The sequence below is a fragment of the Dethiosulfovibrio russensis genome (assembly GCF_021568855.1).
GTDB lineage: Bacteria > Synergistota > Synergistia > Synergistales > Dethiosulfovibrionaceae > Dethiosulfovibrio > Dethiosulfovibrio russensis.
The window spans coordinates 246,692-259,416 of sequence record NZ_JAKGUG010000001.1 but is presented as its reverse complement, the minus strand read 5'-3'; the positions used below and the strand labels follow the sequence as shown (position 1 = coordinate 259,416).

At 51.2% G+C, this 12,725-nt stretch carries 13 protein-coding genes; all 13 read right to left on the bottom strand.

All coding sequences use genetic code 11. The annotated features are described in order from the left end of the window. Nucleotides 1-20: 20 nt before the first annotated feature. The 13 genes from rodA to L2W48_RS01230 are packed head-to-tail and all read right to left on the bottom strand — an operon-like array spanning nt 21 to nt 12,701. On the bottom strand, nt 21-1,145 hold the full coding sequence (gene rodA / locus L2W48_RS01290) for a rod shape-determining protein RodA (RefSeq protein WP_236097889.1): 1,125 nt from the start codon (nt 1,143-1,145) through the stop codon (nt 21-23). Further along, the gene (gene minE, locus L2W48_RS01285) at nt 1,138-1,413 is read right to left on the bottom strand and encodes a cell division topological specificity factor MinE (protein ID WP_236097887.1); all 276 of its coding nucleotides are present in this window, start codon (nt 1,411-1,413) and stop codon (nt 1,138-1,140) included. The genes rodA and minE overlap by 8 nt, the downstream gene beginning before the upstream one ends. A gap of 12 nt (nt 1,414-1,425) precedes the next feature. Next, nucleotides 1,426-2,229, bottom strand: coding sequence for a septum site-determining protein MinD (minD, locus tag L2W48_RS01280; RefSeq protein ID WP_236097883.1), 804 nt, complete (start codon nt 2,227-2,229; stop codon nt 1,426-1,428). 43 nt (nt 2,230-2,272) lie between these two features. Then, a complete protein-coding gene (gene minC, locus L2W48_RS01275) occupies nt 2,273-2,947 on the bottom strand; it encodes a septum site-determining protein MinC (RefSeq protein WP_236097882.1) in 675 nt (224 codons plus the stop codon). Continuing rightward, entirely contained in the window at nt 2,925-4,697 is a 1,773-nt protein-coding gene (mrdA, locus tag L2W48_RS01270) for a penicillin-binding protein 2 (protein WP_236097880.1), read from the bottom strand. The genes minC and mrdA overlap by 23 nt, the downstream gene beginning before the upstream one ends. Next, nucleotides 4,690-5,154 carry a hypothetical protein gene (locus tag L2W48_RS01265; protein ID WP_236097879.1) on the bottom strand — a complete coding sequence of 155 codons (465 nt, stop codon included), beginning with the start codon at nt 5,152-5,154 and terminating at the stop codon, nt 4,690-4,692. The genes mrdA and L2W48_RS01265 overlap by 8 nt, the downstream gene beginning before the upstream one ends. Further along, entirely contained in the window at nt 5,151-5,933 is a 783-nt protein-coding gene (locus tag L2W48_RS01260) for a rod shape-determining protein MreC (protein ID WP_236097877.1), read from the bottom strand. The genes L2W48_RS01265 and L2W48_RS01260 overlap by 4 nt, the downstream gene beginning before the upstream one ends. Nucleotides 5,934-5,953: 20 nt before the next feature. Continuing rightward, nucleotides 5,954-7,003 carry a rod shape-determining protein gene (locus tag L2W48_RS01255; protein WP_236097875.1) on the bottom strand — a complete coding sequence of 350 codons (1,050 nt, stop codon included), beginning with the start codon at nt 7,001-7,003 and terminating at the stop codon, nt 5,954-5,956. Between the two features lie 32 nt (nt 7,004-7,035). Further along, complete coding sequence (locus tag L2W48_RS01250) at nt 7,036-7,680, bottom strand: JAB domain-containing protein (protein WP_236097867.1); 645 nt, start codon at nt 7,678-7,680, stop codon at nt 7,036-7,038. Then, nucleotides 7,677-8,303: an MBL fold metallo-hydrolase gene (locus L2W48_RS01245; protein WP_236097863.1), complete on the bottom strand. Its 627-nt coding sequence runs from the start codon at nt 8,301-8,303 to the stop codon at nt 7,677-7,679. The genes L2W48_RS01250 and L2W48_RS01245 overlap by 4 nt, the downstream gene beginning before the upstream one ends. 1 nt (nt 8,304) lies before the next feature. Further along, the gene (gene dtd, locus L2W48_RS01240) at nt 8,305-8,754 is read right to left on the bottom strand and encodes a D-aminoacyl-tRNA deacylase (protein ID WP_236097862.1); all 450 of its coding nucleotides are present in this window, start codon (nt 8,752-8,754) and stop codon (nt 8,305-8,307) included. A 6-nt stretch (nt 8,755-8,760) separates the two neighbouring features. Continuing rightward, on the bottom strand, nt 8,761-11,022 hold the full coding sequence (locus L2W48_RS01235; protein ID WP_407928676.1) for a RelA/SpoT family protein: 2,262 nt from the start codon (nt 11,020-11,022) through the stop codon (nt 8,761-8,763). A 29-nt stretch (nt 11,023-11,051) separates the two neighbouring features. Then, nucleotides 11,052-12,701: a single-stranded-DNA-specific exonuclease RecJ gene (locus L2W48_RS01230; RefSeq protein ID WP_236097860.1), complete on the bottom strand. Its 1,650-nt coding sequence runs from the start codon at nt 12,699-12,701 to the stop codon at nt 11,052-11,054. Between the last annotated feature and the right edge of the window lie 24 nt (nt 12,702-12,725).

The following is a 12,725-nucleotide window of genomic DNA, read 5'->3' as shown; positions in this document are numbered from 1 at the left end:
CAGTTAAAAAACAAAAACGATTACCTCTCAAAAGTCTGACGCTCCATCTCGTCGGTCATACCGACGCTCGCTATCAGTCCCAAGGCAGCGGATGTGGCGACCAAGGCGCTACCTCCGTAACTCAAAAGAGGAAGAGGAAGCCCCGTCACGGGAAGAAGCCCCATGCTCATCCCGACACATTCGAAGACCTGAAACCATATCCATGCGGTCAAGGCGGCTATCATAACTTTAGCCTGCTTATCCTTGGTCTTGATCGCGATGGAGATCGTTCTCCAGAAAAGCAACGAAAAAATAGCTAGGACGATAACCCCTCCGATGAAGCCACATTCCTCGGAAAAAACGCTAAAGATAAAATCCGTGTGAGGCTCAGGCAAAAAACGAAGCTTGCTCTGGGTACCTTGAAGAAATCCCTTACCCCAGATCGATCCAGACCCGACGGCAATCCTGGACTGTATGACGTTATATCCCGCCCCTAGCGGGTCGAGGGATGGATCCACGAATACCATCAACCTCTGTTTCTGATATTCCTTAAGTAAATGCCACCCCACTGGAAGCATGGCCAATCCTAGACCTATCAGGGAAAAGAAATGGCGTTTACGGCACCCCGATGCCCATAAAGCGGCGAAGATCATGGTCGCATAGACCAAAGAACTTCCCAGATCCGGCTGGAGCAGGACCAATACCAGACTGCACCCGGACAGTGCCCACACCCTCATAAACCCTGAAAGGGTCTCCAATTTGCCGTATACCGAAAGCTTGGCCAACAATAAAGCCAGGGATATCTTACCCAGTTCGGATGGCTGCAGCCGAAGTCCACCGAAGGAAAACCAGGATTGAGCTCCCTTGGCCACGACTCCGGTCAGCAGGACTAGCAAGAGGCAACAGAGAATTCCACCGTATATCCAATACCCCCAACTTAAGAAACGCCTGTAGCCGATTTTCAGAACCACTCCGAAAGCCAGTGTCGAGACGGCTCCCCATATCATCTGGCGACGGGCGAAACCAATTCCACTGACGTTTATCCCCGACGCTGCACTGTATATGAAGATAACCCCTATAAAATAAAGAACTACGATGCAGAAAAGCAACGCAAGGTCGAGTCCCTTCAACGATTTACTGAAGGAGTATGCCCTTTCCTCAGACATCCTTCTTGCCTCGCTGGCCCCTCCTGATATTGGTCACAGGGATGTTCGCCACCAAGGCTACTTTCTTACCCTCTCGATCGAAGTCCATCTCTATGTGTTCCGTATCTATCTCCATATAGCTGGATATTACGGAGATCAAATCCTCGCGGAGCCTTTCCAATACCTCAGGGGATATGTCAGATCTATCGTTGATCAATACAAGCTGAAGCCTCTCCTTGGCGACGGACTGAGATTTTTTCTTGCTGAATATCTTATCCAGAAAACTCATATCTGTTCCTCTCTACTTGCGAAGAAAGAGCTTTTTAAAGCCATCCAAAAAACCTTCCTTTTGAGACGACTTCATGTCCAGCAGGTCTATTTCCTCTCCCACTATCCTTCCAGCTATGTTCGCGAAAGCCCTGGCAGCAGGAGATTCGTCCCCCATGGTGAGAGGTTCGCCTCTGTTAGAGGAGGTCACGACCGATTCGTCCTCGGGAACTATTCCAGCCAGGTCGACTGCAAGGATTTCCAGAACGTCGTCGACCGACAACATCTCTCCCCTATCTACCATTTGAGGCCTTATTCTGTTGACTATCAGCTTTATGGGCATCTTTCCCATCGACTCGAGCATTCCTATTATCCTGTCGGCGTCTCTTACAGCGGAAACATCGGGAGTGGTCACTACCAGCGCCTCTCTGGCTCCTATTGCTGCATTTTGGAAGCCCCCCTCGATACCAGCGGGACTGTCCAGAAGGACAAAATCGAATTCCTTTTTGAGCTCGTCGCAGAGATTTTTCATCTGGTCGGGAGAGACTGCATCCTTGGTCCTGGTCTGAGCCGCAGGGAGAAGGTAAAGTCCCTCCACCCTTTTGTCCTTCACCATCGCCTGCCTAAGTCCACAATTTCCCTCTATTACATCCACTAGATTGTATACTATTCTATTCTCTAGTCCGAGGATAACATCGAGATTTCTGAGTCCTATATCCGCATCGACGGCCACGACCTTATAGCCTCTCTTGGCAAGCGCCATTGAGACGTTGGCGGTGGTGGTCGTCTTTCCCACTCCGCCCTTGCCCGAGGTAACAACTATCACCCGTGCATCCACAGAAAAAACCCCCATCTATATCAAATCTACGTAAAAACACAAACTATTTTCGTTCGGTAACCAAAAAAGCTCCTCTTTCAATGGAAATTATAACAGGCCTTCCCCACCAGTGTTGTTCCGATTGGGCCATCTCGTTGCTGACCCTACAGCCTATTCTTACCTGACGTGCCATAAAAGAATCGACGGCTATAAACCTCCTATCGTCCCCTTGGGAACCGGCATGGGCAAGGCCCTGAAGCTTTCCAAAAACACAGATATTCCCTGAAGCCAAAACCTCGGAACCATCGTTAACGCTTCCCAGTATAAGAACGTCTCCGTCGTGAACCACCTTCTGACCCGATCTTAGAGAACGGTCCACCACCAAAGGCTCACCGGTACAGATATTTTCGGAGGAGGAAGTATCGTCCTCTAAGGAAAAACCCGATCTCCGAAGGAGAAGGAGCGATTCTTTATCCTCGCTCTTCCAATATTTCACGTTTAAAGACATCGGCCATATAAGGTCCTCCAGAATCCGAACGATCGATATCCCATCCAGACGTCTGGAACCGATCTCCAGGACGACACCTATATCGCCGATCATGGAAGAGGCCTTATCCAGGGCTTTTCTGGCCTGAGATAACACGATCTCCAAAGGACCATCTACGGACAGCAACAACCTCAATAGACTGCCCTGTCCTTTCAAAGTAACCATATCGTCATTCGCCTTTTCCTGAAGCACCGCCGGGACCTCCTTTGTCGTTTTTGACCAAATACGCCAGAAGCTGCCCAACTATGGGAGCGGCGGCGGTGCTGCCATGCAATCCTTCCTCTACAAAAGCTACGGCAGCATAGCGTGGATTTTCCGCCGGAGCGTATCCTCCGAACACCGCATGGTCCTCTCCGGAATTTTGGACTGTGCCGGTCTTTCCGGCTACAGAAACTCCGTAGATACCGGCACGCCATCCCGTTCCTTTAGGTTTGACCACAGCGGCCATTCCATTTTGGACCACTTTGAGAAATTTAGGAGAGAGGGCGAGGTCAACAGGGGCTGAAGCCGCATCGGAGAATAAATGAGGTCGCAGCAATTTCCCCGTTGCAAGAGCTCCAAACTGCCTCAATATCTGTATAGGGGTCATCAGAAGAAACCCTTGACCGATCGAATAGTTTACTGTATCGCCTTTATACCATCTATCTCCAAAACGTCTTTCCTTCCACTCTCGGCCAGCGATATTCCCCTCGGATTCACCGGGAAGATCGATTCCGGTCTTTAAGCCTATACCAAAGACCTTGCCCCAGCGAACCAACGAATCTATCCCTACTCTCTGTCCAACCTCGTAAAAATAGACGTCGCAGGAATCCCTTAGAGCTCCGACAAGATCCTCGTTTCCGTGGCCCCAACGTCTATGACAGCGAAACACCTGATTCCCGAGCTCAAATTTTCCGGAGCAAAAGAAAGTAGTCTTCTCCGTTACGACCCCGTCGGCTAATGCTGCATAGGCTACGACCGGTTTATACACCGAACCGGGAGAGTAGGTTCCGCTGATCGCCCTGTTCATCATGGGACGATGGGGATCGGAAACGAGATCTTTCCATTCCTTGGAGGAAACGCCCCAGGCGAGAGGGTTTAGGTCAAATGTAGGGCTAGAGTAAAGCACCTTTACCCCCCCAGTCTTCAAGTCCATGGCTATGACGGCACCTCGCCTCTCCCCCAGGAGATCGGCAGCGAACTTCTGCGCTCCCAGATCGAGGGTCAAAGACAGATCTTCTCCCGGAACGGGCTTTCTGCCGGACAGGACCCTCACAAACCGCCCTCTCGCATCGACCTCCAGGACCTTGTGTCCCGGGTAACCCTGTAGACGATCCTCGTAAAAGTGCTCTACTCCTCCCTTGCCTATTACGTCACCACCGACAAAACGAGAGGTCTCGCCGTCCTGTCCCAATTCCTTGAGCTCCCGCTCCGAAATCTCCCCAACGTAGCCCAATACATGACAGACGAGAGACCCTACCGGGTAGGTCCTTCTCCAGACGGGAAGGTGAAAAAGCTGCGGCGGGAACTCGGGATCCCCAACCAGATCCGTTACTTGCGGTAAAGTCAGGTTACGGAGTAAAACGACGGAACGATATGGTACAACGTACTGTTTCTTTATCCTCTTTTCCAGAGTTTTCTCGGAAAGGGGGATTCCATGTCGGGCCAACAGATCAGCGAAACCGGACAGTATCCCCTCTTTTCTAAGGTCTAACGGATAGCCCACTATATCGAACGTCAGAACGTTGTTAGCCAGGAGCACTCCGTTGGCATCAAGAATTCTGCCTCTCCTTGCGGGAAGCCTGACCACCCTTAATTTGTTGGACGTCGCTAATTTGACGTACTTGTCAGATCGAAAAACCTGATAATACAGCAACCCGCTGAACAGGATCAACATAGAGAGCATCAGTGCTATCCTTATCAGACGAAGTCTGGAATTAAGCAAAACCTTATCGTCAAACATTTTCTCTCCTGTAAAACCAGCAGTAATATAGCCATGATATCAGAATAAAAGGTACGGTAAGCAACACCCAGGCCCCAAAGGAGGCCGTCCCTATAGGCAAACCGGCCTTCGATAGCACCCATCTAAACAAGGCGACTAAACTTGAATTCACAGCAACAAAAGAGAGAAAGATATAGGGGACCCGACCTTCCTTAGGTATAAAGGACCAAAAAAGGCTTGAAATCATGTAGGCAGCGCAAAACAAGGCACCGTGCATTCCAGGCACCCCGGTCCATCGAAGGTCTATGAGTAATCCTCCTATGAAAGCTATCCATATGTAGCTGTGCTCAGCCGTTTCATCGATCAATCCCACGGTCAACAAGGTCATAAGAAAGATATCGGGAGAGTTGGTCCACCCCAAAAACAATGCCTGAAGAAAGTCCTGCAGACACCAGGCAAAGATCAAGGCTACCGTCATGGCAACATGTCCCCTCTACGAAAGACCTTCACGTCGTAAAGCCTGGATAGGTCGGCCCCGGAGGAAATCCGATATTCACGATATCCCTGTTCGTTTTCCCTTATATCGTCCGTCACAGTTCCGACGGGGATCCCCGGAGGGATTATCTCGCTGATCAATGCTGTGTCCAGGTTCATTCCCGCTTTGATCTCGGAATCCAACGGTATATAGCAAAGCCATATTCCTCCCATGCCGTCTCCGACTACCACGCCGACATCTCTAGTCTCCCTTATCACCACCGGTATCATCTCTTCCGTGGAGGCCAAAAGGGTAATCCACGATTTGCTTCCGTCCACACGGTTTACCCGGCCTATTAAAAAACCTTTTTGTAAAACCGGATCTCCAGGGGAGATACCATCCATGCCGCCTTGGTTTATCCTTATCTCCTCCCACCAGCTCAGAGGCAATCTTAGGTCCACCATTGCATTCTCGGTTGATTTCAAAAGAGAATCCCGCAAATCCAAAGCGTCTTTGAGATGAAGAGAGAGGAAAAGGGCGTCGTTTTCCTCCTCCATTTTCGACAGTTTGTCTATTAAAAAACGTCTCTCTAAGACCCATTTACGTCCTGTCCAGTAGAGACCCCTAAGATGGGACGCGGGCTGCTCCAACCAGACAAGACAATCGGTCCATAGTCCCATAGCCTTTTCAGTAAAGGGACTACCGGTCCCTAGAGTCAACACCAACCCTAGAGCCACGGCGCATAGTCCAGATATTACGTATCCCTGACGATTCTCCGTCATGCCATCCTCCGAGGTCTATATCAACGGCTCCCCTTTTCCACGGACATCAATACCTTCTTCATGGCGTTCAGATCCTCTAGGATCTTGCCGACTCCCTGAGCCACGGAGTGCAACGGATCATCACATAGGATAACCGGGGCGTTCAAAGCCCTTGAGAGACGCTGGTCCAAACCACGAAGCTGACAGACTCCACCGGTCAAGACGATCCCCTGATCGACTATGTCCTTCGATAGCTCCGGAGGAGTCTGCTCGAGGGCTACCTTGACCATGTCCTCCACTCTGGAAACCAGAGGATCCAGCGCCTCCCTTATCTCGGCAGATGAGACAGTCGCTACTTTAGGCAAGCCGTCCGCTAGATCCCTGCCCTTTACCTCTATCTCTATCTCTTCTCCCGTAGGCAGAGCTGATCCGATCTCCATCTTCACAGACTCCGCTGTGGTCTCTCCTATCAAAATGGCGTGCTTTTGCCTCAACATGGCTATTATGGCATCGTCCATGTCGTCACCGGCCACTCTCAGAGAGTTGTTAACCACTATACCTCCGAGGGACAATACAGCGACCTCGCTGGTCCCCCCTCCTACGTCTAGAATCATGCTTCCTATGGGTTCCTGTATGGGAAGCCCCGCTCCCAAAGCCGCCGCGATCGGCTCGTCGACAACGTAGGCCTCTCTGGCTCCTGCTCCCAAGGTCGCGTCTATGACAGCCTTTTTTTCCACCTCTGTTACCTTTGCCGGAACGGATATGACTACTCTGGGTCTGGATTTTATGCCTGCCCCTCCTGTAAGCTGGAGAAAATGACGTATTATTGCCTCGGTCATATCGAAGTTGGCTATTACCCCGTCCTTCAAGGGCCTTATCGTGGACACTCCCGCAGGGGTTTTTCCGGCCATGGCCTTGGCCTCGTGCCCAAAGGCTATTACCTCGGCTTGCCCGCCCCTTTTTCTTTTTCTAACCGCCACGGCGGAAGGCTCATCCAGAACGATCCCCTCACCACACTGATAGACTACGACATTGGACGTTCCAAGATCGATACCTACGTCGTTGCCCAAAAAACCAGAAAAGAAGCCCACCTTTAAGTTCCTCCTCTTTATCCTTGCCCCTATTACTCCACCGCAGCTATACCCAGCCTGGAGACTATATAGTGGCCATGAAATCGAATACCCAATGCGTCCAGTCTTTCGCGAACAATCCGGGTAAGCGTTCTGTCTTCGGCGCTGCTTTCCAAAGAGCCGTCGGGATGATTGTGCACCAGAACCACTCCGTAGGCATCCAGACGAACTGCGACCCTCATGAAATGCCTGATATCCAAACTAGCTCCGTCAGGACCTCCAAAGGAGATCATCTCCTTGGATAGAAAACGCTCTCTATCTCCTAGAAAGATAGCCACGATAAACTCTCTGGGCTCGTCGGAAAGACGTACCTGGATATTCCTCAGCTCGTCCCTCCAGGAGAGAGGTCTGGACGGATCACGGCCGTTATAGATAGCCAATCTCCTACCTATCTCGACGGCGGCTGCAAGACTGGCCGCCTTTGCATTCCCTATGCCCTTGAAGGAAAGATACTCTTTTACCGACGCTCTGGTAAGGCCTCCCAAACCTCCAAATCCATCCAATATGGACTCGGAAAGGCCGAGGACATCTTCCCCGCCTCCGCCAGTCCTCAACAATATGGCGAGCAACTCGACATCGTTCAGAGCCGTTGCTCCGTTGCTGAAAAGCCTTTCTCTCGGAAGCTGATCCTCGGTCATGACAGGAACGGGTTTTCCCGCCTCTCGGTCCCTATGGTAGTTTCCGGACCGTGGCCTGGAAGCACGATAAGATCGTCGTCCAATGAAGCTACCCTTTCCAGCGATCCGGACATCAGTCCCGGCACGCTTCCCGGAAGATCGGTCCTTCCTATGCTCCTGGCGAAAAGGGTGTCTCCCGCCAAAAGAAGCCTGTCGTTGCCATCTTGAACGATAACGCAGCAGCTCCCTCTTGTATGTCCGGGAGTGTGGATCACCTGAAGATCCATCCGTCCTACGGAAAGGGGAACCCCCTCCTCAAGATATCCCGTGGCAACGACCGCAGGGCACTCGGTTCCCAAATTGGAAGAGAGGTTTTTGTCCCTATCGCAGAGCATTTCTTCGTCCTCTCTGTGAATCCATACGTCAGAACCAAACCGTTCTGACATCGCGGCGGCACCGGCTATATGATCTCCATGTCCGTGGGTCAATACAATGGCCTTGACGTCTATACCGTGTTGATCAACCCATTCGAACACATCCGTCGGGTCTCCTCCGGGATCGACGAAGAAGCCAACTCCATCGTCATCCCAGAGAAGATAACCGTTCGTCCAAAGAGATCCCAAGGGAAAACGCTTCCATTTCATATCACATATCCTCCGGAGTATCCACTATTAGAGTAACGGGCCCATCGTTGACGATATCGACGACCATGTGGGCTTGAAAGACTCCGGTCCCCACTACCAGACCTTTCTCCTTCAAAGCCTCTATAAAGGCCTCGTAGAGTTCTTTCGCCTTATCGGGAGGCGCTGATTTAACGAAAGAAGGACGACGCCCTTTACGGCAGTCTCCATAAAGGGTGAACTGGGACACCAGCAGAACCTCTCCCACCACCTCGCTCAGGGAGAGGTTCATTTTTCCAGACTCGTCCTCGAAGACTCTCAATCCGGCTATTTTATCCGATAACCAACGGACCTGTCTCTGGCCATCTCCTTGACCTACGGCAAGAAAAACACAAAAGCCCCTGTCGATACTCCCGGTCTCAACTCCGTCGACCGATACGGCAGCTCGGGAGACTCTCTGGATAACTGCTCTCATTGAAGATTACCCCCTGGACACGTCTATGACGTTTTTAACGGTATTTATCCTGGCTATAACGGCGTAAAGATGCTCCAGATTCCTGACCGTTACCTCCAGTTTCATCCTGGCCTGCCCTCCACCTATCTGGTTGGCTTTCACGGATAACAAGCTGGACTCAGCCTTGGTGACCGCCTGAGCTACGTCTGAAAAAAGTCCGGGACGGTCGAGTCCTTCTACCAGAATCCTGGCATCGTATCTCTTTTTAAAGGTATTTCCCCATGCGACGCTGATCAACCTATCGGAAGAAACGGACGAAACGTTGGGACAGTTTTCCCTATGTACGGTTATCCCTCGAACTCGGGTCGCAAATCCAACTATTGAGTCTCCCGGCACCGGTTTACAACAATTAGCGAGAGACACCAGTACGCCATCGGCTCCCTCCACGACTATATCTGCGTTGCTGTCTTTTTTATCGAAACCGCCCTTGCCATCGCCTCTCAGATCGGACTTACCGTCGTGGCTGGATAATATCGAACAAATTCTAGCGGCGATCGGCCCTGCGGACTGGTTATTGGATCCCACCGCGAAAAAGACATCGTCGCCGTTATTGTAACCCATATCTCTGGCAACCCTGTTCAAAGCGGCGGTGATCTCCTCCGGCGAATGAGGGCTCTCCTCACTGCCGGACAGGCGTTTTTTCAACTCTCTATCAACCAGGTCTCTGCCACGCTGGAGGGACTCCGCCTTGGCTATCGAATCCAGATGTTTAAAATAGGTCCGGATCTTGGATTTAGCCTTACTGCTCTTCGCTACCTTGAGCCAGTCCCGAGAGGGTTTTCCCTGGGAGGAAGTAAGAACCTTTACGATATCTCCGTTTTGAAGTTCATAATCGGTGGGAACTATCCGGTTGTTTACCATCGCTCCTACGTATTGATTTCCAACCTGGGTATGTACGGCGTAGGCAAAATCTACCGGAGTAGCCCCTCTAGGAAGCGATTTCACGTCTCCCTGAGGGGTGAAGACGAAGACATCGGAGGTAAGGACATCGTCCTTCAGCCTCTCCATAAACTCATCGGGACGAGTTTCCTGGCCGCCCTCTATGGCCTTCCTGATCCATTCCAGCTTGGCATCCAGGTCGTCCATCTTGTCGGCACCTTCTTTGTAGCGCCAGTGAGCCGCTACACCGTATTCCGCCAGCCAGTGCATCTCCCAGGTCCTTATCTGAACCTCCAAAGGCTCGCCGGAAGGACCTACCACCGTAGTGTGAAGCGATTGATACATGTTGTTCTTAGGGTTGGCTATATAGTCGTCGAACTGCCCCGGTATGGGCTTCCATATAGTGTGGACTATTCCGAGAACCGTGTAACAGGTCGTGATATCGTCGACTATGATCCTCATCGCCAAAAGATCGTAAAGCTGGTCGACAGAAAGTCCCTTGCGGTTCATCTTCTCGAGAATGCTGTAGAAATGCTTTGCTCGTCCCTTTATCAGGGCATCTATTCCCTGAGAGTTGAGCTTTTCCTCCAGCACATCTATAGCCCTCTTTATTGTGGCTTCCCTCTCGGGCAGCCTTTTCTGGACCTTCTTCTTTATCTCGTAGTACATATTGGGATCGTAATACTTGAAAGCCAGGTCCTCCAGAGTCCTTTTGACCTGATATATTCCCAACCTATGGGCCAAAGGTGCGTATATCTCAAGGGTCTCCTTGGCTATCCTCTGTTGTTTGTCCCTCCGAAGGGCCCCTAGGGTCCTCATGTTATGGGTTCTGTCCGCCAGTTTTATCAGAACTACCCTGATATCCTTGGCCATAACCAGAAACATCTTTCGGAGGTTCTCTGCCTGGTAGTCCTCGAAAGACTTAAAGGGAAGTTTGCCCAGTTTAGTGACCCCGTCGACCAAAACCCCTACCTCTTCGCCAAACCGTTCCGCCAGCGCTTCTTTGGTGACGACGGTATCCTCTATACAGTCGTGCAATAAGGCGGCCTCCATGGTCTTGACGTCCATCTTCATATCGGCAAGTATCGATGCTACATAGACACAGTGAATTATATAGGGTTCGCCGGTTCCTCTCTTTTGTTCACCGTGAGCCTCGGCAGCGAATATCAAGGCCTCGCCGAGCTCCATAAGCTCTTCCTTGGAAAGATAACGGGAGACCTTCGACCACAACTCCTGCCAGGCAAACTTTACAGTTACAGACCTTTGGGACGTGGGAATTCGTCCCATAAAACTATCTCTAAGGGATAGAAGCTCTCTCTTGCTGGGCGATTTATCGGTTTCGTTCGTCAAGGTTCTCACCTCCGGAGTAACCGTCAAGTTTAGCAGGATAGGACTATCTTCTCCACCAAGAATTGCAAATTTATTCTACCTTTCCATTGATTGAGTCGGGGTCTATATAGCCATCCAGCTATATTATCCATATCTCGATGTTGTTCGGCTCCGTTGAAAGCTATCAGAAAACCTGACCCCACGTCGATTTTACAGTGGATTTCCCCTTTTCCGAGAGGCAAAAGTCTTTCCCCTCCCCGCCTAGGGATAAAAAAACATGGGAACGGGTTTAATTGCCCGAAAGGTCCTATGGTACGTAGATCCCTCCACAATGCCATATCGAAACGGGAAAGATCGTAGTCTATGACGGTCTCTACGGTCCGTTCAGGAACTATGGATCTGAGTTTCTCCGAAAGTCTGGAGGACAGTTTTCCCCATCTAGAGGGATCGACGGAAAACCCCGCTGCATATGGGTGCCCACCCCATGCGGTGAGCATATCGTCCAGTTCGGACAATATCCCGACGGCGTTGGCTCCCTCAGGGACTCTCAAGGTCCCCTTTATTCCGTTTCCTGAAGGTGCCGCCAGTGCAAATCCCTTTTCATAGGAATGGCATAGACGACTGGCTATGGCGCTCAACACCCCCACTGGCCATCTATCATCGTAGAGAACGTGCTCCATATCTCTCTCTATCTTTTCGGCTATAGACGAAGAGATATCTGCGGACAGATCTTTTCTCCTGCGATTCAAGGCATCCAGCCTATCGACGTCACCTGCCACGTTTCCCGTTCCGAGAACGATAGAAAGGGCCAGATCGGCCACGTCCATTCGCCCCGCGGCGTTGAGACAGGGAATAACCTTCATCGCCAAGGTCTCTTCGTCCAATACGGCGGTAGAGACCCCTAGACGAGCATAAAGCTCCTTAATTCCCGATCGTCTCGTGTTTCGGAGCATCTCAAGCCCCTTGTCGACCAAGACTCTGTTGAGCTTGCCCATAGGCACGCAGTCGGCCACGGTAGCCAAGGCCACAAGGTCCAATCTCTCCTCCAACCATCTTCTGGAAACGATGGACGAGACAGCGGCCCAACACCAGAGAACGGATGTAGCGCAGAGATTTCTGGCCTCCTGAGAACCGCCTCTTTGTGGATTTACGAAGGCGGGTAAATCGATCGTATCTCCGTCCACCGAGTGATGATCGAAAACGATGACGGCCATACCGCCATCGACCGCCTCCCTCAAGGGCTCTACGTCTTTGGAACCGCAATCGGTGACTATCAAGGTCTGGACCCCTTGAGCCAAAGCCCTTCTGATCAGGGGAAGATGTACTCCATATCCTTCTTTCTGTCTGTGAGGAAGATAGTAATGAACCGAAGAGGCACCGGAGACTCCTGCCAATTCCACCGCTAAGGCAGTGGAAGCTATCCCGTCTACATCGTAATCGCCGTAGACCAGAACGGAACGACTTGAGACAGCTCTTTTCCATGTATCCGCAGCCTCTGATACTCCGGGACCGAGGTCCAGAGAGGACAAAGATTCATCGATACCTCCGATGCGAAAGTCCTCTATATTTATCGGGCCATCTTCTCCTCTGGAACTCAAGACAGCTGCTACGACATCCGAGCAGTTCATCTTCCCTGCTATTTTCAGGATGTCGTCATCTATGGATATAAGTCTAATGTCGTCGAATGTACAGGTAGGCAACACTTATCTAAGCAACTCCTTCGG

What these genes read in the sequence shown, in the direction of transcription:
- L2W48_RS01245 (WP_236097863.1), bottom strand. Translation starts at nt 8,303, where the DNA reads ATGAAATGGAAGCGTTTTCCCTTGGGATCTCTTTGGACGAACGGTTAT.
- mrdA (WP_236097880.1), bottom strand. Translation starts at nt 4,697, where the DNA reads ATGTTTGACGATAAGGTTTTGCTTAATTCCAGACTTCGTCTGATAAGG.
- minE (WP_236097887.1), bottom strand. Translation starts at nt 1,413, where the DNA reads ATGAGTTTTCTGGATAAGATATTCAGCAAGAAAAAATCTCAGTCCGTC.
- L2W48_RS01260 (WP_236097877.1), bottom strand. Translation starts at nt 5,933, where the DNA reads ATGACGGAGAATCGTCAGGGATACGTAATATCTGGACTATGCGCCGTG.
- rodA (WP_236097889.1), bottom strand. Translation starts at nt 1,145, where the DNA reads ATGTCTGAGGAAAGGGCATACTCCTTCAGTAAATCGTTGAAGGGACTC.
- dtd (WP_236097862.1), bottom strand. Translation starts at nt 8,754, where the DNA reads ATGAGAGCAGTTATCCAGAGAGTCTCCCGAGCTGCCGTATCGGTCGAC.
- L2W48_RS01250 (WP_236097867.1), bottom strand. Translation starts at nt 7,680, where the DNA reads ATGACCGAGGATCAGCTTCCGAGAGAAAGGCTTTTCAGCAACGGAGCA.
- L2W48_RS01265 (WP_236097879.1), bottom strand. Translation starts at nt 5,154, where the DNA reads ATGACGGTAGCCTTGATCTTTGCCTGGTGTCTGCAGGACTTTCTTCAG.